Genomic DNA, 25,643 nt, shown 5'->3' on the forward strand with positions numbered 1-25,643 from the left:
GGCATCGACCCTAGGGGCGGCCGGGTCGGCACGGGACCTACATCACAAAGCCGGTGAAGGACGAGGACTGGCGCGCTCGTTACCCGCCGGTTAAGCTCAGACGAGCGAGATACCCCCTCGCGATGGACCCACGGTGGCCTGGTGACGCAGCCACTGCGGGAGAAGTCGGTTCGGTGCCTCAGGTACCGCAGTACGCCTCGGCCACGGGACAGGGCCGGTCGGCCATCACCGTTCACCGGACGTGTGCACGTCCGCGTCGACGGCACCGGGCGTGTGCGCTTGCAGCCCGGACCACACCCGCATCCCGCATTCCCTTCCGCACCCGGTGCGCCCCCTCGGCGCACCCGGGCGCGTTCCCAGTCGTCACCCTCATTTCTGGAGTCCCGCGATGGCCACTCCCCTGTCCGACACCCCTCAGTCCTCGATCCGGACCGTCGCCGTCGTCGGCCTCGGCACCATGGGCACCGGCATCGCCGAGGTGCTCGCCAAGGCCGGCCGCGAGGTCATCGGCATCGACGTCTGCGACGCCGCGGCCGCCCAGTCGCTCGCCGCCCTGGAGGCCTCGACGGCCCGCGCCGTGGAGCGCGGCAAGCTCACCGAGCAGGACCGCACCGCCGCCCTCGCCCGGATCCGCACCGCCACCGACCTGGCCGCGGCGGCCGACGCCGACCTGGTCATCGAGGTGGCGCCGGAGTCGTACGAGATCAAGCAGCAGATCTTCCGGGCGCTGGACGGCATCGTGCGGCCCGAGACGATCCTGGCGACGGGGACCAACGCGCTCTCCGTCACCCGGCTCGCCGCCGACTCGGCGCGCCCCGAGCGGGTGCTGGGCCTGCACTTCTTCAACCCGGCCCCGGCGATGCGCCTGGTCGAGGTGGTCTCCTCGGTGCTGACCGCGCCCGCGGCCGTCACGGCGGTCACCAACCTGGCCCTCGACCTCGGCAAGGAGCCCGTCGCGGTGGGCGACCGGCCCGGCTTCGTCGCCGACGGACTGCTCTTCGGCTACCTCAACCAGGCCGCCGCGATGTACGAGGCCAAGTACGCCTCCCGGGAGGACATCGACGCCGCGATGCGGCTCGGCTGCGGACTGCCCATGGGCCCGCTCGCCCTGCTCGACCTCATCGGCATCGACACCGCGCGCACCGTCCTGGACGCCATGTACGCCGAGTCCCGCGACCGGCTGCACGCCCCCGCGCCGATCCTCAAGCAGCTCAGCGAGGCGGGCCTGACGGGCCGTAAGTCGGGCCGCGGCTTCTACTCCTACGAGGCCCCGGGCAGCTCGGTCGTCGTGCGGGACGCGCTGACGCCGCTGGAGGGCGAGACCCTGGCCCAGGGCCGCGAGGTCCGCTCCGTCGGTGTCGCGGGCTCCGGCACCATGGCCTCCGGCATCGCCGAGGTCTTCGCCAAGGCCGGTTACGAGGTCGTCCTCGCCGCCCGCAGCGAGGAGAAGGCGCAGGCCGCACGGGCCCGGATCGGCAAGTCGCTGGCCCGCTCCGTCGACAAGGGCCGGATGACCGCCGAGGCCGCCGCGCGCACCCTGGACCTGATCACCCCGGCGGGCTCCTACGACGCCTTCGCCGAGGTCGACCTGGCCGTCGAGGCGGTCGCCGAGGACCTGGAGATCAAGCAGCAGCTGTTCGCCACGCTGGACAAGGTGTGCAAGCCGGGCGCGGTGCTGGCCACCACGACCTCCTCGCTGCCCGTCGTCGCCTGCGCCCGTGCCACCTCGCGTCCGCAGGACGTGATCGGCATGCACTTCTTCAACCCGGCGCCGGCCATGAAGCTGGTCGAGGTCGTCCGCACCGTCCTGACCGCCGACGACGTCCACGCCACCGTCCGCGAGGTCTGCGGACGGATCAGGAAGCACGCCGTGGACTGCGGCGACCGGGCCGGATTCATCGTGAACGCCCTGCTGTTCCCGTACCTGAACAACGCGATCAAGATGGTGCAGGAGCACTACGCCACCCTCGACGACATCGACGCGGCGATGAAGCTCGGCGGCGGCTACCCGATGGGCCCGTTCGAGCTGCTCGACGTGGTCGGTCTCGATGTCTCGCTGGCCATCGAGAAGGTCCTGCACCGCGAGTTCCGAGACCCGGGTCTGGCCCCGGCGCCGCTGCTGGAGCACCTGGTGGCCGCGGGCTGCCTCGGCCGCAAGACCGGCCGGGGTTTCCGCGAATATGCCCGCCGGTGACCGTCCCGGCGACTGGTTCCGCGTAGGCGAGGACTGGGGCGGACTGCTCGACCCCGCGGCCGTTCCCCCGCCCGTCCAGGGCGGGGGAACCCCGGGACCTGCGCACCATCCTGCGCAGATGCAGTACGTTCGGGTCATGTCCCAGCCCGCCAAGTCCTCACGTACACCAGCCACGCCCGACGCGCCGGAGAGTGCCGCAGGCACGCGTGCGGCCGCCCAGCGGCTCAAGATGCGCCGAGAACTGGCGGCCGCGGCGATGGACCTGTTCGCCACGAAGGGGTACGAGGCGACGACCGTCGACGAGATCGCGGCCCAGGCCGGGGTCGCCCGCCGCACCTTCTTCCGCCACTTCCGCTCCAAGGAAGAGGCGATCTTCCCCGATCACGACGACACCCTGATCCGGGCCGAGGCGGTGCTCAACGCCGCCCCCGCGCACGAGCATCCGCTCGACACGGTGTGCCGCGGCATCAAGGAAGTCATGCGGATGTACGCGGCCCGCCCGGAGATCTCGGTCGCCCGCTACAAGCTCACGCGCGAGGTGCCCACCCTGCGCGAGGCCGAGATCGCTTCGGTCGCCCGCTACGAGCGCCTCTTCACCCGTTATCTCCTCGGCCACTTCGACGAGCACGCGCACGACGACGACGCCAACGACGACCCGCTGCTGGCGGAGGTCGCCGCCTCCGCCGTGGTCACCGCCCACAACCACGTACTGCGCCGGTGGCTGCGGGCGGGCGGCCAGGGTGATGTGGAGACCCAGCTGGACCACGCCTTCGCGATCGTCCGCAAGACCTTCGGCACCGGTATCGGCGCCGGCCGTACGCCGCAGCCCCAGCCGGCCGCGGCGACGGTCTCCACCCAGGGCGAGGTGCTGGTGACGGTCGCCCGCACGGACGCACCGCTGGATCAGGTCATGCGGACCATCGAGGAGGCGCTCAAGGAGCGCTGAGACGTCCGCGAGGGCACTTCGCCACTGTGATGACGGCCACCCCACGGGGTGGCCGTTTTGGCATGTCAGAGCAGGTTTTCCGGCGCTTTTCAGCGGGCGTTCGATCGATCATCGCTCATTTGTTACGTAAAGATTTCACCTGAGAGCAACTTCTGGCACTCAGTGCCTTGCGGGCTGACACGCGGTGTCATACGTTCAAGGTGTCCGGCCTGTCCCGACGAGCCCAACGGCTCGCGCGCCGGACGCCTGCGTCACAGGCAACCTCCCGCGCCACAAAGCGCTGCCGATCAGCACCACCCCGCCGAACCGACGGCAACCACACACCCTCAGCAGCACCGACGTAACCCTCAGCGTCCCTCCCTCAGGACGCGTATCGCCGGAGGCATCACCGTGACCGTGAAGGACATCCTGGACGCGATCCAGTCGCCCGACTCCACGTCGGCCGACTTCGCCGCTCTGCCGCTCCCCGAGTCGTACCGCGCGATCACCGTGCACAAGGACGAGACGGAGATGTTCGCCGGGCTCGAGACCCGCGACAAGGACCCCCGCAAGTCGATCCACCTGGACGACGTGCCCCTGCCGGAACTCGGCCCGGGCGAGGCCCTGGTCGCCGTCATGGCCTCCTCCGTCAACTACAACTCGGTGTGGACCTCGATCTTCGAGCCGCTGCCGACCTTCGGCTTCCTGGAGCGCTACGGCAAGCTCTCCGAGCTCACCAAGCGCCATGACCTGCCGTACCACATCATCGGCTCCGACCTCTCGGGCGTCGTGCTGCGCACCGGTCCGGGCGTCAACGCCTGGAAGCCCGGTGACGAGGTCGTCGCGCACTGTCTGTCGGTGGAGCTGGAGTCCTCCGACGGCCACAACGACACCATGCTCGACCCCGAGCAGCGGATCTGGGGCTTCGAGACCAACTTCGGCGGCCTCGCCGAGATCGCGCTGGTCAAGTCCAACCAGCTGATGCCGAAGCCCGGCCACCTCAGCTGGGAGGAGGCCGCCGCTCCGGGCCTGGTCAACTCCACCGCCTACCGCCAGCTGGTCTCCCGCAACGGCGCCAGCATGAAGCAGGGCGACAACGTGCTCATCTGGGGCGCGAGCGGTGGACTCGGCTCCTACGCCACCCAGTTCGCGCTGGCCGGCGGCGCCAACCCGATCTGTGTGGTGAGCAGCCCGCAGAAGGCGGAGATCTGCAAGGCGATGGGCGCCGAGGCGATCATCGACCGCAACGCCGAGGGCTACAAGTTCTGGAAGGACGAGAACACCCAGGACCCGCGCGAGTGGAAGCGCTTCGGCAAGCGCATCCGTGAGCTCACCGGCGGCGAGGACGTCGACATCGTCTTCGAGCACCCCGGCCGCGAGACCTTCGGCGCCTCGGTCTACGTCACCCGCAAGGGCGGCACGATCGTCACCTGCGCCTCGACCTCCGGTTACAACCACGAGTACGACAACCGCTATCTGTGGATGTCCCTGAAGCGGATCATCGGCTCGCACTTCGCCAACTACCGCGAGGCCTGGGAGGCCAACCGGCTGGTCGCGAAGGGCAAGATCCACCCGACGCTGTCGAAGGTCTACTCCCTGGAGGAGACCGGCCAGGCCGCGTTCGACGTGCACCGCAACCTCCACCAGGGCAAGGTCGGCGTGCTGTGCCTGGCCCCCGAGGAGGGCCAGGGCGTGCGCGACGAGGAGCTGCGCGCCAAGCACATCGACGCCATCAACCGCTTCCGCAACATCTGAGGGCCCCATCATGAGCGAGCGTCAGAAGGACCGGCCGTGGTTGATGCGGACCTACGCCGGTCACTCCACGGCAGAGGCGTCCAACGAGCTGTACCGGCGCAACCTCGCCAAGGGCCAGACGGGTCTGTCCGTCGCCTTCGACCTGCCGACGCAGACCGGCTACGACCCGGACCACATCCTCGCCCGCGGCGAGGTCGGCCGGGTCGGGGTGCCCGTCTCGCACCTCGGTGACATGCGCCGGCTGTTCCAGGACATCCCCCTGGAGCAGATGAACACCTCGATGACCATCAACGCCACCGCCATGTGGCTGCTGGCGCTCTATCAGGTGGTCGCGGAGGAGCAGGGCGCGGACATCACCAAGCTCCAGGGCACGACCCAGAACGACATCGTCAAGGAGTACCTGTCGCGGGGGACCCATGTCTTCCCGCCGGGGCCTTCGCTCCGTCTGACGACGGACATGATCGCGTACACGGTCTCCCACATCCCCAAGTGGAACCCGATCAACATCTGTAGCTACCACCTACAGGAGGCGGGTGCCACACCGGTCCAGGAGATCGCCTACGCGATGTCCACGGCGATCGCGGTCCTCGACGCCGTCCGCGACAGCGGCCAGGTCCCGCAGGAGCGCATGGGTGATGTGGTCGCCCGGATCTCCTTCTTCGTGAACGCGGGCGTCCGCTTCGTCGAGGAGATGTGCAAGATGCGCGCCTTCGGCCGCATCTGGGACCAGGTCACCCGCGAGCGCTACGGCATCCAGGACCCCAAGCAGCGCCGCTTCCGCTACGGCGTCCAGGTCAACTCCCTGGGCCTGACGGAGGCGCAGCCGGAGAACAACGTCCAGCGGATCGTGCTGGAGATGCTGGCCGTCACCCTCTCCAAGGACGCCCGCGCGCGGGCCGTCCAGCTCCCCGCCTGGAACGAGGCGCTGGGCCTGCCCCGGCCCTGGGACCAGCAGTGGTCGCTGCGGATCCAGCAGGTGCTCGCCCATGAGAGCGATCTGCTGGAGTACGAGGACATCTTCGAGGGCTCGAAGGTGATCGAGGCCAAGGTCGAGGCGCTGGTCGAGGAGTCGCTCGCCGAGATCGAGCGGATCCAGGAGATGGGCGGCGCGATGGCCGCCGTCGAGTCCGGCTATCTCAAGTCGCAGCTGGTGGCCTCGCACGCCGAGCGGCGGGCCCGGATCGAGTCCGGCCAGGAGAAGATCGTCGGCGTCAACATCTTCGAGACGACCGAGCCCAGCCCGCTCACCTCCGACCTCGACACGGCCATCCAGACGGTCGACCCCGCGGTCGAGACCCGGGTGATCTCCGCGCTGGAGCACTGGCGGGACACCCGCTACCAGCCGCCCTTCAACCACCCGCGCCCGTGCAAGGCGCTGGAGAAGCTGAAGGAGGCCGCCAAGGGCAGCGCCAACCTCATGGAGGCCACCCTGGAGTGCGCCCGCGCCGGTGTCACCACCGGCGAGTGGTCCGGGGCCCTGCGCGAGGTGTTCGGCGAGTTCCGGGCGCCGACCGGAGTCTCCTCCGCGCCGGTCGCGGTGACCGCCGAGGAGGGCACCGCGATGGCCCTGGTGCGCCGCAAGGTGGAACTGACGGCGAAGGACATGAGCGTCGGCAAGCTCCGCTTCCTGGTCGGCAAGCCCGGCCTGGACGGGCACTCCAACGGCGCCGAGCAGATCGCGGTGCGCGCCCGTGACGCCGGGTTCGAGGTGGTCTACCAGGGCATCCGGCTCACCCCGGAGCAGATCGTGGACGCGGCCCTCGCCGAGGACGTGCACGCGGTCGGCCTGTCCATCCTCTCCGGATCGCACGCCCAGCTGGTGCCGGACGTGCTGGAGCGACTCCGTGTGGCCGGTGCCACAGATATCCCGGTGATCGCCGGTGGCATCATCCCGAATGGTGACGCCGAGCAGCTCCGGACCGCCGGAGTCGCCGCGGTCTTCACCCCGAAGGACTTCGACATCACCGGAATCATCGGCCGCATCGTCGATGAGATCCGCAAAGCGAACAAGCTCGACCCCCTGGAGGTCCCCGCATGACCGTCAACCGTCTCCGCCCGCGGCGCTCCTGCCTGGCCGTGCCGGGCTCGAACCCCCGCTTCCTGGAGAAGGCCCAGGGTCTCCCCGCCGACCAGGTCTTCCTGGACCTGGAGGACGCGTGCGCGCCGCTCGCCAAGCCCGGGGCGCGGCACACCATCGTGAAGTTCCTCAACGAGGGTGACTGGACGGGCAAGACGCGGGTCGTGCGCGTGAACGACTGGACGACCGAGTGGACGTACCGCGATGTCGTCACGGTCGTCGAGGGTGCGGGCCAGAACCTCGACTGCATCATGCTGCCGAAGGTGCAGACGGCCGAGCAGATCGTGGCGCTCGACCTGCTGCTGACGCAGATCGAGAAGACGATGGGCTTCGAGGTCGGCAAGATCGGCATCGAGGCGCAGATCGAGAACGCGCAGGGCCTGAACAACGTCAACGCGATCGCGACGGCCTCCCAGCGCGTGGAGACCATCATCTTCGGCCCGGCCGACTTCATGGCGTCCATCAACATGAAGTCGCTGGTCGTCGGTGAGCAGCCGCCCGGCTACCCGGCGGACGCCTACCACTACATCCTGATGAAGATCCTGATGGCCGCCCGCGCCAACAACCTCCAGGCCATCGACGGTCCCTACCTCCAGATCCGCAACATCGACGGCTACCGCGAGGTCGCCCAGCGCGCCGCCGCGCTCGGCTTCGACGGCAAGTGGGTGCTGCACCCGGGCCAGGTCGAGGCGTCCAACGAGATCTTCTCGCCGTCGCAGGAGGACTTCGACCACGCCGAGCTGATCCTGGACGCGTACGACTACTACACGTCCGAGGCGGGCGGCAAGAAGGGCTCCGCGATGCTCGGCGACGAGATGATCGACGAGGCCAGCCGCAAGATGGCGCTGGTCATCTCCGGCAAGGGCCGGGCCGCCGGCATGCAGCGCACCAGCAAGTTCGAGATTCCGGAGGCGTAAGGCCATGCAGTTCGGGCGTACCTACGAGGAGTTCGAGGTCGGGGCGGTCTACAAGCACTGGCCCGGGAAGACAGTCACGGAGTACGACGACCACCTCTTCTGTCTCCTCACCATGAACCACCACCCGCTCCACATGGACGTCAACTATGCGGAGAACACGACGGACTTCGGCAAGAACGTCGTCGTAGGGAACTACATCTACTCGCTGCTGCTGGGCATGTCCGTACCGGACGTGTCGGGCAAGGCGATCGCGAACCTGGAGATCGAGTCGCTGCGGCACGTGGCGCCGACCTTCCACGGTGACACGATCTACGGCGAGACCACGGTCCTCGACAAGACGCCCTCGAAGTCGAAGAACGACCGCGGCATCGTCTACGTCGAGACCAAGGGCTACAAGCAGGACGGCACCCTGGTCTGCGTGTTCCGCCGCAAGGTGATGGTGCCGACCGAGACGTACATCAAGGAGCGCGGCGGCGAGCAGCCGGGCCGCCCCGAGCTCAAGGAACAGGGGAAGTAGTCATGGCGCGACTCGCCCAGACCGCCGGTCTGACCGAGATCCAGCAGGAGATCCTGTCCACCGTCCGCGACTTCGTGGACAAGGAGATCATCCCGGTCGCCACCGAGCTGGAGCACCGCGACGAGTATCCGCAGCAGATCGTCGACGGCCTCAAGGAGTTGGGCCTGTTCGGCCTGATGATCCCGGAGGAGTACGGCGGTCTGGGCGAGTCGCTCCTGACGTACGCCCTGTGCGTCGAGGAGATCGCGCGCGGCTGGATGTCGGTGTCCGGCATCATCAACACCCACTTCATCGTGGCGTACATGCTCAAGCAGCACGGCACGCAGGAGCAGAAGGACCACTTCCTGCCGCGGATGGCGGCCGGTGACATCCGGGGCGCCTTCTCGATGTCGGAGCCGGGTCTCGGCTCGGATGTGTCGGCCATCACGTCCAAGGCGGTCAAGGACGGCGACGAGTACGTCCTCAACGGCCAGAAGATGTGGCTGACGAACGGCGGTACGTCGTCTCTGGTGGCCGTTCTGGTCCGAAGTGACGAAGGACACCCCGAGGGCACGGCGCCCCACAAGTCGATGACGACCTTCCTCGTCGAGAAGGAGCCCGGTTTCGGTGAGGTCCGCCCCGGCCTGACCATTCCCGGCAAGATCGACAAAATGGGGTACAAGGGCGTCGACACCACCGAACTCATCATGGATGGCCTGCGAGTTCCGGCCGACCGGGTGCTCGGCGGGGTCACCGGCCGAGGTTTTTACCAAATGATGGACGGCGTCGAGGTCGGCCGCGTCAACGTCGCGGCGCGTGGCTGCGGTGTCGCTCAGCGTGCGTTCGAACTCGGTGTCCAGTACGCCCAGCAGCGTCACACTTTCGGCAAGCCGATCGCCCAGCACCAGGCGATCCAGTTCAAGCTCGCCGAGATGGCTACCAAGGTCGAGGCCGCCCATGCGATGATGGTGAACGCGGCACGCAAAAAGGACTCCGGGGAGCGAAACGACCTTGAGGCTGGGATGGCGAAGTACCTCGCCTCCGAGTACTGCAAGGAGGTCGTCGAAGACGCCTTCCGGATCCACGGCGGCTACGGCTTCTCCAAGGAGTACGAGATCGAGCGCCTCTACCGTGAGGCTCCGATGCTGCTGATCGGCGAAGGTACCGCCGAGATCCAGAAAATGATCATCGGTCGCAGGCTGCTCGAAGAGTATCGATTCCAGGGCTGATTGTCCGGATACGGGGTGTTTTCTTGGAGAAGAAGATCACACCCCGTCAACACTCTTCGGCCGTCGACTCGGCTTCCTGGCTTGCCCAGTTGTGGTCCGCGCCCGGTACGATCCCCGGAAAGCCGCCGTCCCCCCTCACTGCGCGGCATCATCCGCTACGAAGGTCATCCATGCCCCACAGCCAAACCTCTGCACCTCGCGACAGCCTGGCCGGCGTACGCCTGGCACGCGGAGCCTCGCCGTGGCTTCTCCCGACCGTCGCCACCGCAGCCCTCAGCCTCGTCAAGGCCCGCCGCTCCGGCGCCGCCAAGGCCGTCGCCGTGCCCGCCACCGCCCTCGCGGCGGGCATGCTGTGGTTCTTCCGCGACCCCGAGCGCGAGATCGCCCAGGGCCGCGTCATCTCGCCCGCCGACGGAGTGGTGCAGAGCATCATGCCGTGGAAGGACGGCCGCACCCGCGTCGCGATCTTCATGAGCCCGCTCAACGTCCACGTCAACCGCGCGCCGCTCTCCGGCACGGTGACCTCGGTCGAGCACATCCCGGGTGGGTTCGTTCCGGCGTTCAACAAGGAGAGCGAGAACAACGAGCGCGTAGTCTGGCATTTCGACACCGAACTCGGTGACATCGAGATGATCCAGATCGCCGGCGCGGTGGCCCGCCGTATCGTCCCCTACATCCCCCAGGGGACGAAGGTCGAGCAGGGTGACCGCATCGGTCTGATCCGCTTCGGCTCCCGTGTCGACATCTACCTGCCCGAGGGCGTGGAGGTCGCGGTCGAGGTCGGTCAGAAGACCGTGGCTGGGGTGACTCGCATTGACCGTGATTGATCCTGAGACTCAGCCGGGCTGGGTGCCCGAGGCGGACGAGGTCGACGAGGTCGACGAAGAGGAGATGCCCCTCTCCCTGCGTCTGTCGATAGCGGACACCCTCACTCTCGGCAACGCCACGTGCGGGTTCATGGCGGTGTACTTCACCACCACCGGCATCCTGATCCCGCACCTCACCGGCAGCCAGGAAACGGGCATGGCCCGGCACAGCGCGGCGACCGCCGTGATCCTGATGCTGTGCGCGGCGGTCTTCGACCTGTTCGACGGCCTGGTCGCGAGGAAGCTCCGCTCGTCCCCGATGGGCGCCGAGCTGGACAACCTCTCCGACCTGATCAGCTTCGGTCTGGCGCCCGCCTACTTCGTCCTGGTGTACGGCATGGTCGCGAACGACGCGCACCAGAAGGTGGCCGCGGTCGGTGCGATCGTGGTCCTGCTGGCCGTGGTGCTGCGACTCGCGCGCTTCTCGTGCGTGACGCCGACCAATGGCATGTTCCAGGGCATGCCATCGCCGTTCGGCGCGCTGACGGTCGTCTCGATCGTGCTGCTGGAGCTGCCCTTCGAGGCGACGCTGCTGGCGATCATCGGTACGGCCTGGCTGATGGTGAGCCGGGTGGAGTACCCGAAGCCGCGGGGCCGCCTCGCGGTGGCGATGCTCGCCTGGATCGTCCTGTCCATGGGCCTGCTGGCCGCCTGGGCCTTCGAGGCCCCCAGCGGACAGCTCCTGCTCCAGACCGGCTGCGCCCTTCAGCTGGTCATGGGCGCGGTGATCCCGCTGTTCGCCACGGCCCGCCGGGTGAACAACTTCCGCGACAACCGCCGCGAGGCGCGCGGAGCACAGCTGCCGTAGCACTCCACGGCAAAGGGGGCCCCGGACCGACAGCGGTCCGGGGCCCCCTTCGTTTGCCTTCAGGCGGGCACCTCGCGGGGCGGAAGTGGCGCTACCGATGGTGTGGCGGCGGGGGCGGGATGGTGGCGATACCGGGTGCAGTTTCGGGCCACACCAGCAGCACCGGGCAGGGGGCGTGGTCGACGATGAAGCGGCTGGCGGGACCGAGGCTGCGCGGGCCGAGGTGGGTCCGGTCGCCGTCGCGGGCGAGGATGAGCAGGTCGGCGCCGTCGGCGGCGGCGACGACTTCCCGCTCGACTCGGCCGGTGCGCTCGATGCGGGTGCACCGGAGGCCCAGACGCTGCGCGGCGTCGGCGAGGAACTGGTCGGCGGAGGCGGTGGCCAGGTGCTCCAGCCGTGTGCCGGGGTCGCGCTCGGGGTGGCCGCGGCCGAGCAGGCCCGCGAACGCGCCGTGCGCCGCGCCGGGGATGTCGGCCGGGGTGACGTGGAGCAGGACGATGTCCGCGTCCTCGGGGGCGTGGGTGCGGGCGGCGTCCACGCAGGCAGGCCAGGTGCCCTCGACGATCCAGACCACCACAGCCATGGGCTCAGCCTCCTCCGATCGCGGTCAGTGAGACCCACAGTGCCAGCACCGCGGCGCCCAGGCTCGCGGGTACGGCATACAGGCCGAGCCGGGTGAACTCCTTCAGCTCCACCTCGGCGTCGTGGGCGTGCACGATGCGCCGCCACAACAGGGTGGCCAGCGACCCTGCGTAGGTGAGGTTCGGCCCGATGTTCACCCCGAGCAGCACCGCGAGGACGGCGCCGGGCCCGGACGGGGCGGTCAGCGGCAGCAGCACCAGCACCGCAGGCAGATTGTTGATCACGTTGGCCAGCACGGCGGCCAGCACGGCGATGCCCAGCAGCGCGACAAGGCCCGTCCCGTCGGGGATCAGCCGGCCCAGAGCCGTATCGAGGCCGTTGTCGACGACGGCGCGGACCACGATGCCCAGGGCCAGGACGAAGGCGAGGAACGGCACCGCGCTCGCGCGCAGGATGGCGGTGGGAGTGGTGCGGCGCTGGGCCAGCGCGCGGACCGCGAGCACGGCGGCACCCGCCGCTGCCGCCCAGGCGGGGTCGATGCCGAGCGCGGAGGTGACCACGAAACCGACCAGGGTGCACGCCACCGTGGCCAGTGCGAACACGGGCACCTCGCGTGGCTGGGCGATGGCCGGGGCCGTGGCGCCGGCGTCCAGATCGGTGGCGAAGAACCGGCGGAAGACGACGTACTCAGCGGCGATGGCCACCAGCCAGGGCAGCGCCATCAGGGCGGCGAACCGGGTGAAGCTCAACCCGCTGGCCGCGAACGCCAGCAGGTTGGTCAGGTTCGACACCGGCAGCAGCAGCGATGCCGTGTTCGACAGGTGGGTGCAGGCGTACACGTGCGGCCGGGACCGGGCTCCCAGCCGGGCGGCGGTGGCGAACACCACCGGGGTCAGCAACACGATGGTGGCATCCAGGCTGAGCACCGCGGTGATCAACGAGGCGAGGGTGAACACCTGCACCAGCAAGCGGCGTGGCCGTCCCGCCGCCGTGCGGGCCATCCATGCGCCGCACGCGTGGAACAGCCCCTCGTCGTCGCACAACTGGGCCAGGACCAGCACGGCCGCCAGGAACCCGATCACCGGCCCCAGCTGGGCAGCCTCGTCAGCCGCGTGGTCCAGTGAAATCGCCCCGGTGGCGATGACGACCCCGGCGGCCGGGACCGCGACGACTGCCTCCGGCCAGCCGAACGGGCGCATCACCGCGCACGCCAGCACGACCACAAGGAGAACGACGGAGATCGCCTCCGCCAGCGCAGTACTCACCGCTCTGTCACCGGCACCTCCAGCTCCTCGCGGAGCGCGGGTGCCTCACACTTCGGACAGTCGTTTCGTTCTACCGCGGATGCGGCTTGATCGGGCGTCGGATGCACCCCGGCAGTCTGTCAGAACTGCCTGGCACTCCAAGGTTTGAGAGGACTTCCGCGTGCGGCGACCTGCGGAAATGTGACAGCTGCCACGGACTGCGGCATGCCCGTTCGCGGCAGCTGTACGAGCGTCAGGCGACGGCCGGAGAAGAGCCTGCCTCAGCGCAGGAAGTCCGCCGCGATACGGGCCGCCGAGCGCTCCAGGAGGGGCCCGGCGTCCGCGATGCACTTCGCGACGTCCGGTTCGATCTCGGTCAGCGGATACACCCGCCGGATCCCGGCCCGGCCCAGTGCCTCCGGAGGCAGGGCCAGGCGGCCGCAGACCGCGACGACCTCCTTGTCCGCCGCCCGTGCCGCGGCCGCCACGCCCGCCGGGGCCTTGCCGTGCAGGGTCTGCTCGTCCAGGGAGCCCTCGCCGGTGATGACCAGGTCCGCGCGCTCCAGAGCGGGCGCGAAGCCGAGGACGTCCAGCATGACCTCGATACCGGGGCGGAAGCGGGCGCCGATGAGCAGGGCGCCGTAGCCGATGCCACCCGCCGCGCCCGCGCCCGGCGAGGCGGCGTGCTCGGCGGCCTGGGAGCCGACGGACTTCTCCAGCACCTTGGCGAAGTGCGCGAGGGCCGCGTCCAGCGTGGCCACGTCGTCCGGCGAGGCGCCCTTCTGCGGCCCGTAGACCGCCGGGGCGCCCGTGGGCCCGGTCAGGGGGTTGTCGACATCGCTGGCCAGCACCAGCTCTACGGCGTCCAGGCGCGCGTCCAGGCCGGAGAGGTCCGCGGAGTCCAGCGCCGCGAGCCCGCCACCGCCGGGCGCCACCGGCTCCCCGTCGGCGTCCAGGAACCGCGCGCCGAGCGCCGACAGCATTCCGGCACCGCCGTCGGTCGTGGCGCTGCCGCCGACGCCGAACACGATCGTCCGGGCACCCGCGTCCAGCGCGGCCCGCAGCAGTTCCCCGGAGCCGTACGTGGACGCCGTGAGGGGCGCGAAAACGCCCGCCGGGAGCCGCTGGAGGCCGCTGGCCTCCGCCATCTCCACGACCGCCGTGTCGCCGCGCAGCGCGAACGCCGCCGTCACCTCGTCCCCGAGGGGCCCGGCGACCCGTACCTCACGCCGCTCGAAACCGGCCGCGACCGCCGCGGCCACGGTGCCGTCGCCGCCGTCGGCCACCGGCAGCGCCTCGACCTCGACGTCCGGCACGACCTGACGCAGTCCGGCCATGACCCGCTCGGCGACCTGCACGGCCGTCAGCGACCCCTTGAACTTGTCCGCGGCGATGAGCACGCGCTGTGTCACCTGTGTTCCCCTTGCTCTCCGGGCCTCGCGCACGTCAAGGCCAGTCGCGCCGCTGCGACCATAACCGCAGGACACCCCCGCCGTCATGCCCCGCCCGCTCCCTGGACGAGGCCGCACGCGAAGCCCCGCCGCCCCGGACCCGCCCCACACCCCCGCTGTCCGGTCCGGGCGGAATCGGGTACACCGGTGCTATGACCCCTGTGGGCACCGAGCACGAGCTTGCCGACCGCGTCCTCGGGGGCTGGCTGGGCCGGATCGCCGGGAACATGCTGGGGAAACCGGTCGAGCAGGGCGATCTGTGGACGCGGGACCGCATCGACCGCTATCTGCGGCGGGCCGCCGCCCTGCCGCTCACCGACTATCTGCCCGAGCCGCCCCCGGGCGACGACGAGGGCTTCGAGCTGCGCCCCGAGTGGCGCCAGTGCGTCCGCGGCCGGATCCACGGCAGCTGCCGGGACGACGATGTCGACTACGCCATCCTCGGCCTGGACCTGTTGGAGACCCACGGCTTCGACTTCAGCACCGAGCAGGTCGGCGATCTGTGGCTGCTGCGGCTGCCGTACCTCCAGACCTTCACCGCCGAGCGGGCCGCCTACCGCAACCTCGCCAACGGGCTGAAACCCCCGCTGACGGCGACCTACGACAACCCGCACCAGGAGTGGATCGGCGCCCTGATCAGGGCCGACATCTTCGGCTGGACCCGCCCCGGCCTCCCCCACCGGGCCGCGTCCCTGGCCCGCCGGGACGCCGTGCTGTCGCACACCGGGAACGGCGTGTACGGGGCGATGTGGGCGGCGGCGCTGGTGTCGGCGGCGTTCACCGCGCCCACCGTCCGGCAGGCGCTGACCGAGGCACTCACCGTGATCCCGGCGTCCAGCCGCCTCGCCCGCACCGTGCGCCGGGTGATCTCCCTGCACGACACCCGGCTCTCCTGGGAGGACACGCTCACCACGGTGTCCGAGGAGACCGCGGGCCTCGGCTGGATCCACACCGTCCCGAACGCCGCCGTCCTCACCGCCGGGCTCCTGTACGGCGACGGCGACTTCACCCGCACCATCACCCTCACCGTCCGCGGCGGCCTGGACACCGACTCCAACGGGGCGACGGCCGGTTCGGTGGCCGGGGTGCTCACCGGGGCGGAGGCGATCCCCGCGCAGTGGCAGGACCCGCTGGAGGACACCGTGCGCAGCGCGGTGTTCGGGTTCGACGGGGTGCGGATCAGCGAGCTGGCGGACCGGACCCTGCGACTGGTCGGGAGCGAGTGACGCGGTGGTTACCCTTCGAGGATGACCACTCAGGACTTCGCCACGTACATCGCGGGTCTCCCCCGCGTCCTCGCCGGTGCCGCCGCCCTGTTCCGGGACGCGACGGGGCGGGTGCTGCTCGTCGAGCCCAACTACCGTGAGGGCTGGGCGCTTCCGGGCGGCACGGTGGAATCCGACGACGGCGAGACCCCGCGCCAGGGCGCGCGGCGCGAGACGGCCGAGGAGATCGGACTCGACGTCGCACTGGGCCCGTTGCTCGCGGTGGACTGGGTGCACGGCCCGGGCCGACCGCCCCTGGTCGCCTACTTGTACGACGGCGGGGTCCTCGGCGAGGACGAGTTCAAGGCGATCCGGCTCCAGCAGGAGGAGCTGCTGTCCTGGCGGCTGGTGGAGCCCGCGGAACTGACCGACTACCTGCCGGGCGCCCTGGGCCGCCGGGTCCTGGTCGCACTGGACGTCCTGGCCGACGGCGGTGGCACGGCGGAGCTGGAGAACGGCCACCGGGCCGACTGACGGGGCTCGGCCCTCCGGACCCGCCACCCGAATATCCGTTCGCTACTCCCCGGGCCCCTTGCCTACCCTCGGTGACATGACCAAGCCCCTCGTCGCCCTGCTCAGCGGCGCCGGTATCAGCACGGACTCCGGGATCCCCGACTACCGCGGCCCGAACGGCCTGTGGCGGCGGGATCCGGACGCCGAGAAGCTCGTGACGTACGAGTACTACATGGGCGATCCGGAGATCCGCCGGCGCTCCTGGCAGATGCGGCGCAAGAACCGCACGTTGAAGGCCGAGCCGAACGCCGCGCATCTCGCGGTCGCCGAGCTGGAGCGGTCCGGGGTGCCGGTCAGGGTGATCACCCAGAACGTGGACGGGCTGCACCAGCTCGCTGGGCTGCCCGCCCGCAAGGTGCTCGAACTGCACGGCAGCGCCCGCAGCGTGGTGTGCACGAAGTGCCATGCGCGCGGCTCGATGGAGGACGCCCTCGCCCGCGTCGAGGCCGGGGAGGAGGACCCGCCGTGTCTGGAGTGCGGCGGGATCCTGAAGTCGGCCACCGTCATGTTCGGCCAGCGGCTCGACCCGGTGGTGCTGGGCGAGGCGGTCGCGATCACCAAGGCCTGCCAGGTGTTCATCGCGGTCGGCAGCAGCCTCCAGGTGCAGCCCGCGGCGGGCCTCGCCGGTGTCGCCGCCGACCACGGCGCACGGCTCGTCATCGTCAACGCCGAGCCGACGCCGTACGACGAACGCGCCGATGAGGTGATCCGGGAGCCGATCGGCACCGCACTGCCGAAGCTGCTGCGCGGGCTCGGCGCGGCGTAGCGGTCGGGCTGGGTCCGGCCTAGGCGCGGATCCCGTCGCAGGTGATGTGCAGCTGCCGCGGGCCGCGCAGCACGGCGTTCTGCCGGTACGGGGGCGGGTCCTGGACGAGACGCGGGTTCTCCATCCTCCGGGCCAGCTCCGCCAGGGCGAACTGGGTCTCCAGTCGGGCGAGCGGTGCGCCGAAGCAGCTGTGGATGCCGCTGCCCAGGCCGAGGTGCTGGATGTCGGGGCGGTCCGGGTCGAAGCGGTCGGGGTCCTCGAAGCGCCGCGGGTCACGGTTGCCCGACGCCAGGACCAGCCAGATGGGGGCGCCCTTGGGGATGGTGACGCCGCGGACCTCGATGTCGGCGAGGGTGGTGCGCTGCGGGACCAGTTGCACCGGCGGCTCGAAGCGCAGCAGTTCCTCGACGATGGGCACGGCGAGCCGGGGATCCTCGCGCAGTCGCCGCAGGACGTCGGGATTGCGCAGCAGGGTCAGCATGCCGTTGGTGATGAGGTTGACGGTGGTCTCGTGTCCCGCGATCAGCAGCAGGGCCGCGGTGCTGAGCAGTTCCATCGTCGACATCGCCCCGTCCCCGCCCTTGGCCGTCGCCAGTTGGGACAGCATGTCCTCGCCGGGGTGCTTGCGCCGCTCCTCGATCAGTCCGGCCAGGTACATGCCCAGTTCCATCCGGGCGTCGTGGGCGCCCTTGCCCCGCTCGGCGGGATCCGCGTCCGGGTCGGGGTCCAAGCTGGCGGCGAGGGTGTCCGCCCAGACGTGGAAGCGCGGCTCGTCCTCGCGCGGCACGCCGAGCAGCCGGCAGATCACCGTCACCGGGAAGGGGTAGGAGAACTGCTCCACCAGGTCGAAGCGGCCCGGGTCAACGATGCCGTCGATGAGACCGGTCACGATGTCGTGGAGCTCGGGGCGCATCCCGTCGACGCGGTGCGGGGAGTGGGGCGGGCCGAACGGCCGGTTCGTCATGCGGCGCAGCCGGTCGTGTTCCGGCGGGTCGAGCTTCAGGAAGCCCGGTGGCAGGGCGCCGCCCTCCGCCGAGCCCGGCTCGGCCAGCGGGTCCGCGGTGTGCGAGGCCAGGTTGCGGGCGTCGGAGCTGATCCGGGGATCGTGCAGCAGGCTGCGGATCTCGTAGTAGGTGCTGATCACGTACGGCCCGTCGGGCTCGTGATGGACCGGGGTCCTGCGCAGCTCTTCGTAGATCGGGTACGGATCGGCCCGGTTGGCGTGGTCCAGGATCCGGTGCAGCAGGGATTGCGTCATGACAGGTCCTCGAGGCCGTGCGGGTCAGTGCGCGGGGGTGAACGTCATCCGGCGTTCGGCCGGCGAGTAGCCGCTGAGGGTCACGGTGGGGCCGTGGGTGGGAACCGACGGGTCGGGGAAGTCCGCGTCGATCGGGCGCTGTCCGTCCGGGTGCCGGTCGACCGTGGCGAACGGCAGCGGGAAGGGCGCCGTGGTCTCGATCAGTTCCTGGTAGAACGGCAGCCACCGCGCGTGGTCGAACGCCACGGCGCCGACGACCCGTCCCTGATAGCCGTAGACGCCGGTGAAGCGGTGGTCCTTGAGCGAGCCCTGCGCGATGAGGATCTCCGTGCCCAGGGAAGGCACCCCGACCGACTTGATGTTGACGCCGAACTGCGAGGACCAGAAGGACGGCACCTCCATGTGGGGCACGCGGTCGGTGCTCTCGCTGAGCATGTTGTGCGCCGCGACCGCGGCCTGGGTGACGGCGTTGCCCCAGTGCTCCAGGGACAGGAACTGGTAGCCGAACAGCGGGTGCGGGCAGCGGGCGACGTCGCCGGCCGCGTAGATGTCGTCCGTGACGATGCCGCGGATGTCGAAGGCGCGGCAACCGGCGTCGCAGGCGATGCCGCGGGGGCCGGCGCCGAGTCCGGACCCGGCGAGCCATTCGGTGTTGCGGGTGGCACCGAGCGAGACGACCACCACGTCGCACTCCACGGTGGAGCCGTCGGACAGGTGCGCGACGCGCACCCTGCCTGAGGCATCGCCCTCCAGAGCAGTCACCATGACCCCGCACCGCAGGTCGACTCCGTGCTCGCGGTGCAGCTGGGCGGCGACCGCCCCGACCACGCCACCGAGTGCGCCGACCAGGGGGGCCGCGCCCCGCTCGGCGACGGTGACCGGGAGGCCGCGTTCGCGGCAGGCGGAGGCGATCTCGGAGCCCGTGAACCCGGCCCCGATGACGAGGACCCGTCCGGGCCCCGCGTCGAGCCGCCGGGCGAGCGCCACGCTGTCGTCGCGGGTCCGCAGGCAGAAGACACCGTCGAGTTCCGCCTCGGCCTCGCGCGGCCACGGTCGTGCCCGCACTCCGGTGGCGATCAGCAGCCGGTCGTACGGCACCTCGTCGCCGTCGGCCAGCCGTACCCGGCGGGCGGCCATGTCCAGTCCGGTGGCCGCGACGCCGAGCCGCCAGGTCGCGTCGACGGACCGGAGCCTGGGCAGTGCGGTGCGCTCGGCGCTCGCCCGGCCCAGCAGCACCTGCTTGGACAGCGGGGGCCGGTCGTACGGTTCGTGGGGCTCGTCACCGATCATGGTCAGGGTGCCGGTGAAGCCCTTGGCCCGCAGGGTCTCGGCGGCCCGCAGGCCGGCCAGCGAGGCGCCGACGACGACAACGCGGCCCTCGCGTCCGAGTCGCTCCAGGGATCCGTCACCGGGCACCGGGCACCGCCTCGGCCGGTGCGTCCACGGCGTCGACCAGGATGGCCTGGACCGGGCACGCCGCGACGGCCTGGGCCAGCTTCTCGCGCTGTGCCTCCTCGGCCTCGGGGTTGTACAGCAGCGCCTCCTCGCCGTGCATGGCGAAGATCTCGGGGGCGAGGAACGCGCACTGCGCATACCCCTGACAGCGGTTCAGATCGACGGCAAGCCGTACCACGGTTTCGGTCCTCTCCACTGGGTCCCGGTCACCCCCTGCGACCACTCTCGGTGGCCGGGCGCGATGTGACGACGAGGAGCGGACCGATCGGGTGAGTGGCCCGGTCAGGTCCGGGGGGTGGGACGCCGGCCCCGGAGGATGTGCAGGCTGAGGAGCAGCGCCCAGACCGGAAGGACCAGTTCGGACCAGGGCACGTCCGCTCCCACCACGAGCAGCGTCAGGCCCGCCAGATAGCCGAGGACGACGAGCGGGCGCGGGAGGACGCCGAGCCGGCGACCGATGGTCGAGGTCGTGATGATGAACACCGCCGCCATCCGCATGGCGTACGTGGTCAACAGGGCGTAGGCGAAGTCGCGGCCGAACGGCGAGCCCTGCTGCCGGCTCTCGTCGAGCACGGTCCCGGCCGCCGCGGCCGCGCCGAACAGGGTGGCGACGAAGATCAGGCCGCTGCCCAGGAACACGGTGGCCACGAACCGGTCCTCTCTCTCGCCGGCCTGCTCGCGCAAGGCGCCCATGAACCACAGGAAGGCGATACCGGCGAACGGGAGCAGCGTCAGCGCCACCCGTACGGCACCGCGTTGCCCGGCGTCGACGGTCACGGCGTCCCCGTCGCCGTCGGGCAGCGCGAGGCGGACCAGGACGATCGCCGCGGCCATCAGGATCGCGAAGACCACCCCGGCCACCCCGGCGGCCCAGGGCGTCGCGAGGCGCTCGTGTCCGCGCTCCATGGTCACCCGCTTTCTGCCTGCCCCTCCTACGTACAGACATCAGCGATCGCGGGGCCGCGCCACCGGGGTCACTCGGGAGAGATCACTGCGTACGCCACAGGGGTCACTGCCGCGCCGTCGAAAACACCTGCGCGGGCTCGGCGATCGGGCCAGAATGCGATCATGACCTCAGCCATTCGCCATGTGACGATCGATTCCGTCGACGCGTACCGGCTCGCCTCCTTCTGGTCCCAGGTGCTCGGGCTGCCCGTGCACGAGGACAACGAGCCCGGCGACGAGGACGTGCTGATCGAGGGGGCGGGGCTGCTGTTCGTCACCGTCCCGGAGCCCAAGACCGTGAAGAACCGGGTGCATCTGGACCTTCAGCCGCAGGACCGCACCCGGGACGAGGAGGTCGAGCGGGTCCTCACCCTCGGCGCCACCCTGGTCGGCGACCGCCGCGCCCCGGACGGCAAGGGCTGGGCGGTCCTCGCCGATCCGGAGGGCAACGAGTTCTGTGTGGAGCGCGGGGCGGCGGAGCGAGCCGGCGAACCCGGCGCCTGAGAAAGCGGGGCCCGTGAACCCAGGGCCCGGAAAGCCAGGGCTCAGAACAGCGCCGTGCCGCTCTCGAAGTCCAGCAGTCGCTTCTTGCGGTCCAGGCCGCCGCCGTAGCCGGTGAGGCTGCCGCTCGCTCCTACGACGCGGTGGCAGGGGACGATGATGCCGACCGGGTTCTTGCCGTTGGCGAGGCCGACCGCGCGGGAGGCTCCGGGGTTGCCGAGGGCGTCGGCCAGGTCGCCGTAGGTGCGGGTCTCGCCGTAGGGGATCTTGCGGAGCTGGTCCCAGACGATGCGCTGGAACGGGGTGCCCTTCAGGCTGAGTTCGAGGGTGAAGTCCTTCAACTCGCCCGCGAAATAGGCGTCCAGTTGTTCCTCCGCGGCCGCGAATCGGGTGTCGTCGCGGGGGCCGAAGGACTCCTCCGGCGGGCGGTGGCGCTGTTCGGTCATGTAGAGGCCGCACAGGACGCCGTCGTCGGCGACGAGGGTCAGCGGGCCATAGGGGCTGTCGATCACGGTGTGCTGCCGCATGGAACGTCCTTATACCGGGAGGAAGTTGATCGGGTGGCTGTCGGTCGCCCACAGGTACTGGACGGCGTACGCCCGCCAGGGCCGCCAGGCCTCGGCGCGGGCGGTGAGGGCGGCGGGGGTGGAGGGCAGGCCCAACTCCCCTGCCGCGCGCCGGATTCCGAGGTCGGTGGGGAGGAAGGCGTCGGGGTCGCCGAGGGCTCGCATCGCGATGACGTCGACGGTCCACGGGCCGAAGCCGGGCAGGGCGAGGAGCCGGGCGCGGGCGTCCGCCCAGTCGCTCTCCACGCCCAGATGGAGGCTTCCGTCCGCGAGTTGGCCGACCAGCGTGGTGAACGTCGTGCGGCGGGTGCGCGGCATCGCCAGTGACTCCGGGTCGAGCGACGCGAGCTCCTCGGGCGCCGGGAACAGGTGGGTGAGGCCGCCCTCGGAGTCGTCGACCGGTTCGCCGTGGGCGGTGACCAGGCGCGCCGCGTGGGTGCGGGCGGCGGCGGTGGAGACCTGCTGGCCGAGCACGGCCCGTACGGCGAACTCCGCCTCGTCGACCGTGCGCGGAACGCGCCTGCCGGGGGCCTTGGCGACCAGGGGTGCGAGGAGCGGGTCCGCGCTGAGCTGCTCGTCGACGGCGACCGGGTCGGCGTCCAGGTCGAGCATGCGGCGGCACCGGCTGATCGCCACGGTCAGATCGCGCAGGTCGCTGAGGGTGAGGCGGCAGGCGATGTGGTCGGGCTTGGGGGTCAGGGACACGATGCCGTGGCCGTAGGGAAGGCGCAGGGTGCGGCGGTAGGCGCCGTCCCGCCACTCCTCGACGCCGGGGACGGCGGTCGCGGCCAGGTGGCCGAAGAGGTTGTCGGGGTTGAGTGGGGCGCGGAACGGCAGGCGCAGGGCGAGGGCCCCGGGCGTCCGGCCCGGGCGGGGTGCGCGGGCCCGCAGTTCGCTCGGGGCGAGGGCGAAGACCTCGCGCACGGTGTCGTTGAAGGTGCGGATGGAGGAGAACCCGGCGGCGAAGGCGATCTCCGCCATCGGCAGCGGGGTCGTCTCGATCAACAGGCGTGCGGTCTGGGCGCGTTGGGCGCGGGCCAGGGCGAGCGGGCCCGCGCCCAGCTCGGCGAGGAGCTGGCGCTCGACCTGCCGGGTGCTGTAGCCGAGCCGGGCCGCGAGGCCGGGCACGCCTTCGCGGTCCACCACCCCGTCGGCGATCAGCCGCATGGCGCGGGCGACGAGGTCGGCCCGCTGGTTCCACTCCGGCGAGCCGGGGCTGGCGTCCGGGCGACACCGCTTGCAGGCCCGGAACCCGGCCTGCTGACAGGCGGCCGCGCTCGGGTGGAACACCATGTTCTGCGGCTTGGGCGCGACCACCGGGCAGCTCGGCCGGCAGTAGATCCCGGTGGTCAGGACGGCCGTGTAGAACCAGCCGTCGAAGCGCGCGTCCTTGGCCTGGACGGCCCGTACGCAGGCGTCGGTCTGGGTGTGCATCCCCTTCTGCATGCGTCCAGCATCGACTACCCGGCGAGGGAAGGCTGGCGAGAATCCGACATCAACCTCGGCTGTCCTGGGCCCATGCCGATTCACGCAGCAGCCGCAGCCCGTTGAGGCCGACCAGCACGGTCGAGCCCTCGTGCCCGGCGACGCCGAGCGGCAGCGGGAGGTGTCCGATCAGGTCCCACAGGACGAGACCGGTGATGAAGACGCCCGCGATGACCAGATTCTGCACCACCAGGCGGCGGGCGGCCCGGGACAGCCGTACCACCGCGGGTACGGTCGTCAGCTCGTCGCGCACGATCACCGCGTCCGCCGTCTCCAGCGCCAGGTCGGAACCCGCGCGTCCCATGGCGATCCCGGAGTGGGCGGCGGCGAGGGCGGGCGCGTCGTTGACGCCGTCCCCGACGAACAGCACCTTGCGGCCCCGGTCCTGGAGGGCGCGCACGGCGTCGACCTTGCCCTCGGGGAGCAGTCCCGAGCGCACGTCGGTGAGCCCGGTGGCCCCGGCGACCCGGGCCGCGGCGCCTGCGTGGTCGCCGGTGAGCAGGACGGGCGCGGTGCCGGTCAGGGCGGTGAGGGCGGCCGCGGTGACGGGGGCGTCGGGACGTAGGCGGTCGATGAGGGTGAGGGTGCCGACGGGCTTGCCGTCCCGGGTCACCGCGACGACGGTGGCGTCACTGTCGGCGTCCGCGCGGCCGACGCTCACCTCACATCCCTCGACGGTGGCGGTGACGCCCCGCCCCGGAGTGGCGGTGAAGTCCTCGGCGGGCGCGAGCCCCAGACCGCGGGCGCGGGCGGCGGTGACGATCGCGCGGGCCAGCGGGTGTTCGCTGGGGTGCTCGGCGGACGCGGCCAGCGCCAGGAGACCGTCCTCGTCGAGGCCGGAGTCCGGCAGCGGCCGTACGCCGGTGACCTCGGGGGCGCCTTCGGTGAGGGTGCCGGTCTTGTCGAGGGCCGCGAGGTCGACCTCGCCGAGGCGTTCCATGGCGACGGCCGACTTGACCAGGACGCCGTGACGGCCGGCGTTGGCGATGGCGGAGAGCAAGGGTGGCATCGTCGCGAGGACCACCGCGCACGGCGAGGCGACGATCATGAAGGTCATCGCCCGCAGCAGGGCGTCCGTCAACTCGGCACCGAAGGCGAGCGGCACCCCGAAGACCGCGAGGGTCGCGACCACGATGCCGACGGCGTAGCGTTGCTCGATCCGCTCGATGAACAGCTGGGTCGGCGCCTTGGTGCGGGACGCCTCCTCGACCAGGGTGACGATGCGGGCGATCACCGAGTCGGCGGGGTCGCGCTCGACGCGGACGCGCAGGGCTCCGGCGCCGTTGAGGGTGCCCGCGAACACCTCGTCACCGGGGCGCTTGAGGACCGGCAAGGGCTCGCCGGTGATGGTCGCCTCGTCCGCCTCACTGGTGCCGTCCAGGACCCGGCCGTCGGCGCCGATGCGCTCGCCGGGGCGGATCAACAGTACGTCGCCGAGGGCGAGTTCGGCGGTCGGTACGGTCTCCTCGCCCCCTGCGTCGGTGACCCTGGTGGCCGTGGCGGGCGCGAGGTCGAGCAATCCGCGCACGGAGTCGGCGGTGCGGGCGGTGGCCAGGGCCTCCAGGGCGCCGGAGGTGGCGAAGATGACGATCAGCAGGGCGCCGTCCAGGACCTGCCCGATCGCGGCCGCGCCGAGCGCCGCGACGATCATCAGCAGATCGACGTCGAGGGACTTCTCGCGCAGCGCCCGCAGCCCTTCGAGGGCGGGCTCCCAGCCGCCGGTGACGTAGGCGACGGCGTACAGCGGGCCGTAGGCCCAGACGGGAGCGCCGGTCAGGTCGAGGGCGAGACCGAGCAGGAAGGCGACGGTCGCGGCGAGCGCCCAGCGGGCCTCGGGCAGGGCGAGGATCCGGGTGCGGCGACGGGGCGCCACCGGGGCGGGCGCGGAGGCAGGGGCGGGGGCGAGTGCGGTGGACACGGGGGCCACCATACAGGAACACATGAAGACTCATTCATCTGTTCATGTGTGATGGGTAGGATACGCCCATGGGTCATGGAGCCGTCACCACCACCGACGACGAGCGGGTGCGCCTGGACGCGGACAACGTCGCGAAGGTGGCGACCACCCTCCAGGCCCTGTCCACCCCTTCCCGGCTGCTGATCCTCGCGCGGCTGCGCGAAGGCCCGCTCCCGGCCACCGAGTTGGCCGCCGAGGTGGGCATGGAGCAGTCCGCCTGCTCGCACCAGCTGCGGCTGCTGCGCAATCTGGGCCTGGTGGTCGGCGAGCGGCGCGGCCGGTCGGTGGTCTACGCACTGCACGACCACCATGTCGCCGAACTCCTCGACCAGGCCGTCTATCACGTGGAGCATCTGCGGCTGGGCATCAGCGACACGACGGACTGAGG

At 71.0% G+C, this 25,643-nt stretch carries 24 protein-coding genes; 14 read left to right on the top strand and 10 right to left on the bottom strand.

Annotated elements, in window-relative coordinates:
* Positions 1-388 precede the first annotated feature (388 nt).
* The 9 genes from BN159_RS09460 to pssA all read left to right on the top strand — a co-directional run bounded on the left by BN159_RS09460 (position 389) and on the right by pssA (position 11,267).
* Positions 389-2,194 (top strand): 3-hydroxyacyl-CoA dehydrogenase family protein, encoded by a 1,806-nt coding sequence (locus tag BN159_RS09460; protein WP_015656723.1) that lies wholly within the window; start codon positions 389-391, stop codon positions 2,192-2,194.
* Between the two features lie 136 nt (positions 2,195-2,330).
* Positions 2,331-3,140: a TetR family transcriptional regulator gene (locus BN159_RS09465; protein WP_041821060.1), complete on the top strand. Its 810-nt coding sequence runs from the start codon at positions 2,331-2,333 to the stop codon at positions 3,138-3,140.
* 396 nt (positions 3,141-3,536) lie between these two features.
* Positions 3,537-4,874 carry a crotonyl-CoA carboxylase/reductase gene (ccrA, locus tag BN159_RS09470; RefSeq protein ID WP_193384323.1) on the top strand — a complete coding sequence of 446 codons (1,338 nt, stop codon included), beginning with the start codon at positions 3,537-3,539 and terminating at the stop codon, positions 4,872-4,874.
* Between the two features lie 10 nt (positions 4,875-4,884).
* Positions 4,885-6,912: a protein meaA gene (locus BN159_RS09475; protein ID WP_015656726.1), complete on the top strand. Its 2,028-nt coding sequence runs from the start codon at positions 4,885-4,887 to the stop codon at positions 6,910-6,912.
* Positions 6,909-7,868, top strand: coding sequence for an HpcH/HpaI aldolase/citrate lyase family protein (locus BN159_RS09480; RefSeq protein WP_015656727.1), 960 nt, complete (start codon positions 6,909-6,911; stop codon positions 7,866-7,868). The genes BN159_RS09475 and BN159_RS09480 overlap by 4 nt, the downstream gene beginning before the upstream one ends.
* 4 nt (positions 7,869-7,872) lie before the next feature.
* On the top strand, positions 7,873-8,385 hold the full coding sequence (locus BN159_RS09485) for a MaoC family dehydratase (RefSeq protein WP_015656728.1): 513 nt from the start codon (positions 7,873-7,875) through the stop codon (positions 8,383-8,385).
* A gap of 2 nt (positions 8,386-8,387) precedes the next feature.
* Positions 8,388-9,593: an acyl-CoA dehydrogenase family protein gene (locus BN159_RS09490; RefSeq protein ID WP_015656729.1), complete on the top strand. Its 1,206-nt coding sequence runs from the start codon at positions 8,388-8,390 to the stop codon at positions 9,591-9,593.
* Positions 9,594-9,763: 170 nt separating this feature from the next.
* Complete coding sequence (locus tag BN159_RS09495; RefSeq protein ID WP_015656730.1) at positions 9,764-10,420, top strand: phosphatidylserine decarboxylase; 657 nt, start codon at positions 9,764-9,766, stop codon at positions 10,418-10,420.
* Positions 10,421-10,442: 22 nt separating this feature from the next.
* Positions 10,443-11,267, top strand: a complete 825-nt coding sequence (gene pssA, locus BN159_RS09500) for a CDP-diacylglycerol--serine O-phosphatidyltransferase (RefSeq protein WP_015656731.1) — start codon at positions 10,443-10,445, stop codon at positions 11,265-11,267.
* A gap of 91 nt (positions 11,268-11,358) precedes the next feature.
* Here pssA and BN159_RS09505 read toward each other — a convergent pair whose 3' ends face one another.
* The 3 genes from BN159_RS09505 to BN159_RS09515 form a co-directional block, all read right to left on the bottom strand.
* Entirely contained in the window at positions 11,359-11,850 is a 492-nt protein-coding gene (locus BN159_RS09505) for a universal stress protein (protein WP_015656732.1), read from the bottom strand.
* Positions 11,851-11,854: 4 nt separating this feature from the next.
* Positions 11,855-13,114, bottom strand: coding sequence for an SLC13 family permease (locus BN159_RS09510; RefSeq protein ID WP_015656733.1), 1,260 nt, complete (start codon positions 13,112-13,114; stop codon positions 11,855-11,857).
* Between the two features lie 260 nt (positions 13,115-13,374).
* Positions 13,375-14,493, bottom strand: coding sequence for a glycerate kinase (locus BN159_RS09515; protein WP_193384324.1), 1,119 nt, complete (start codon positions 14,491-14,493; stop codon positions 13,375-13,377).
* Between the two features lie 203 nt (positions 14,494-14,696).
* Between BN159_RS09515 and BN159_RS09520 the strand changes: the two genes are divergently transcribed.
* The 3 genes from BN159_RS09520 (at position 14,697) to BN159_RS09530 (ending at position 17,088) form a co-directional block, all read left to right on the top strand.
* Positions 14,697-15,770 (top strand): ADP-ribosylglycohydrolase family protein, encoded by a 1,074-nt coding sequence (locus BN159_RS09520; protein ID WP_015656735.1) that lies wholly within the window; start codon positions 14,697-14,699, stop codon positions 15,768-15,770.
* 21 nt (positions 15,771-15,791) lie between these two features.
* Positions 15,792-16,283: an NUDIX domain-containing protein gene (locus tag BN159_RS09525; protein WP_015656736.1), complete on the top strand. Its 492-nt coding sequence runs from the start codon at positions 15,792-15,794 to the stop codon at positions 16,281-16,283.
* Between the two features lie 76 nt (positions 16,284-16,359).
* Positions 16,360-17,088 carry an SIR2 family NAD-dependent protein deacylase gene (locus tag BN159_RS09530; protein WP_015656737.1) on the top strand — a complete coding sequence of 243 codons (729 nt, stop codon included), beginning with the start codon at positions 16,360-16,362 and terminating at the stop codon, positions 17,086-17,088.
* Positions 17,089-17,107: 19 nt separating this feature from the next.
* Here BN159_RS09530 and BN159_RS09535 read toward each other — a convergent pair whose 3' ends face one another.
* From BN159_RS09535 to BN159_RS09550, 4 genes are all read right to left on the bottom strand, one after another.
* Positions 17,108-18,346 carry a cytochrome P450 gene (locus BN159_RS09535; RefSeq protein ID WP_015656738.1) on the bottom strand — a complete coding sequence of 413 codons (1,239 nt, stop codon included), beginning with the start codon at positions 18,344-18,346 and terminating at the stop codon, positions 17,108-17,110.
* Positions 18,347-18,370: 24 nt separating this feature from the next.
* Complete coding sequence (locus BN159_RS09540; protein WP_015656739.1) at positions 18,371-19,762, bottom strand: NAD(P)/FAD-dependent oxidoreductase; 1,392 nt, start codon at positions 19,760-19,762, stop codon at positions 18,371-18,373.
* On the bottom strand, positions 19,752-19,997 hold the full coding sequence (locus BN159_RS09545; RefSeq protein WP_231905597.1) for a ferredoxin: 246 nt from the start codon (positions 19,995-19,997) through the stop codon (positions 19,752-19,754). The genes BN159_RS09540 and BN159_RS09545 overlap by 11 nt, the downstream gene beginning before the upstream one ends.
* 86 nt (positions 19,998-20,083) lie before the next feature.
* Positions 20,084-20,707 carry a hypothetical protein gene (locus tag BN159_RS09550; RefSeq protein ID WP_015656741.1) on the bottom strand — a complete coding sequence of 208 codons (624 nt, stop codon included), beginning with the start codon at positions 20,705-20,707 and terminating at the stop codon, positions 20,084-20,086.
* 162 nt (positions 20,708-20,869) lie between these two features.
* Between BN159_RS09550 and BN159_RS45675 the strand changes: the two genes are divergently transcribed.
* Positions 20,870-21,250 carry a VOC family protein gene (locus tag BN159_RS45675; RefSeq protein WP_015656742.1) on the top strand — a complete coding sequence of 127 codons (381 nt, stop codon included), beginning with the start codon at positions 20,870-20,872 and terminating at the stop codon, positions 21,248-21,250.
* Between the two features lie 41 nt (positions 21,251-21,291).
* Here the strand turns inward: BN159_RS45675 and BN159_RS09560 are convergent, their stop codons facing one another.
* The 3 genes from BN159_RS09560 to BN159_RS09570 are packed head-to-tail and all read right to left on the bottom strand — an operon-like array spanning position 21,292 to position 25,228.
* On the bottom strand, positions 21,292-21,774 hold the full coding sequence (locus tag BN159_RS09560) for a methylated-DNA--[protein]-cysteine S-methyltransferase (protein ID WP_015656743.1): 483 nt from the start codon (positions 21,772-21,774) through the stop codon (positions 21,292-21,294).
* A 9-nt stretch (positions 21,775-21,783) separates the two neighbouring features.
* Positions 21,784-23,259, bottom strand: coding sequence for an AlkA N-terminal domain-containing protein (locus tag BN159_RS09565; protein WP_015656744.1), 1,476 nt, complete (start codon positions 23,257-23,259; stop codon positions 21,784-21,786).
* Between the two features lie 49 nt (positions 23,260-23,308).
* A complete protein-coding gene (locus tag BN159_RS09570; RefSeq protein ID WP_167549239.1) occupies positions 23,309-25,228 on the bottom strand; it encodes a heavy metal translocating P-type ATPase in 1,920 nt (639 codons plus the stop codon).
* 56 nt (positions 25,229-25,284) lie between these two features.
* Here BN159_RS09570 and BN159_RS09575 point away from each other — a divergent pair, with 56 nt between their 5' ends.
* Positions 25,285-25,641 (top strand): ArsR/SmtB family transcription factor, encoded by a 357-nt coding sequence (locus BN159_RS09575; RefSeq protein WP_015656746.1) that lies wholly within the window; start codon positions 25,285-25,287, stop codon positions 25,639-25,641.
* Positions 25,642-25,643: the final 2 nt, after the last annotated feature.

The organism is Streptomyces davaonensis JCM 4913, assembly GCF_000349325.1.
Classification (GTDB): domain Bacteria; phylum Actinomycetota; class Actinomycetes; order Streptomycetales; family Streptomycetaceae; genus Streptomyces; species Streptomyces davaonensis.

Excerpts from the sequence above, each read along its gene's own strand:
- BN159_RS09505 (WP_015656732.1), bottom strand. The coding sequence starts at position 11,850 with ATGGCTGTGGTGGTCTGGATCGTCGAGGGCACCTGGCCTGCCTGCGTG.
- BN159_RS09485 (WP_015656728.1), top strand. The coding sequence starts at position 7,873 with ATGCAGTTCGGGCGTACCTACGAGGAGTTCGAGGTCGGGGCGGTCTAC.
- BN159_RS09465 (WP_041821060.1), top strand. The coding sequence starts at position 2,331 with ATGTCCCAGCCCGCCAAGTCCTCACGTACACCAGCCACGCCCGACGCG.
- BN159_RS09560 (WP_015656743.1), bottom strand. The coding sequence starts at position 21,774 with ATGCGGCAGCACACCGTGATCGACAGCCCCTATGGCCCGCTGACCCTC.
- BN159_RS09570 (WP_167549239.1), bottom strand. The coding sequence starts at position 25,228 with ATGGTGGCCCCCGTGTCCACCGCACTCGCCCCCGCCCCTGCCTCCGCG.
- BN159_RS09520 (WP_015656735.1), top strand. The coding sequence starts at position 14,697 with ATGACCCCTGTGGGCACCGAGCACGAGCTTGCCGACCGCGTCCTCGGG.
- BN159_RS09565 (WP_015656744.1), bottom strand. The coding sequence starts at position 23,259 with ATGCAGAAGGGGATGCACACCCAGACCGACGCCTGCGTACGGGCCGTC.
- BN159_RS09550 (WP_015656741.1), bottom strand. The coding sequence starts at position 20,707 with ATGGAGCGCGGACACGAGCGCCTCGCGACGCCCTGGGCCGCCGGGGTG.
- BN159_RS09530 (WP_015656737.1), top strand. The coding sequence starts at position 16,360 with ATGACCAAGCCCCTCGTCGCCCTGCTCAGCGGCGCCGGTATCAGCACG.
- BN159_RS09460 (WP_015656723.1), top strand. The coding sequence starts at position 389 with ATGGCCACTCCCCTGTCCGACACCCCTCAGTCCTCGATCCGGACCGTC.
- BN159_RS09475 (WP_015656726.1), top strand. The coding sequence starts at position 4,885 with ATGAGCGAGCGTCAGAAGGACCGGCCGTGGTTGATGCGGACCTACGCC.
- BN159_RS09575 (WP_015656746.1), top strand. The coding sequence starts at position 25,285 with ATGGGTCATGGAGCCGTCACCACCACCGACGACGAGCGGGTGCGCCTG.
- BN159_RS09525 (WP_015656736.1), top strand. The coding sequence starts at position 15,792 with ATGACCACTCAGGACTTCGCCACGTACATCGCGGGTCTCCCCCGCGTC.
- BN159_RS09480 (WP_015656727.1), top strand. The coding sequence starts at position 6,909 with ATGACCGTCAACCGTCTCCGCCCGCGGCGCTCCTGCCTGGCCGTGCCG.
- BN159_RS09535 (WP_015656738.1), bottom strand. The coding sequence starts at position 18,346 with ATGACGCAATCCCTGCTGCACCGGATCCTGGACCACGCCAACCGGGCC.
- BN159_RS09490 (WP_015656729.1), top strand. The coding sequence starts at position 8,388 with ATGGCGCGACTCGCCCAGACCGCCGGTCTGACCGAGATCCAGCAGGAG.
- BN159_RS09495 (WP_015656730.1), top strand. The coding sequence starts at position 9,764 with ATGCCCCACAGCCAAACCTCTGCACCTCGCGACAGCCTGGCCGGCGTA.
- BN159_RS45675 (WP_015656742.1), top strand. The coding sequence starts at position 20,870 with ATGACCTCAGCCATTCGCCATGTGACGATCGATTCCGTCGACGCGTAC.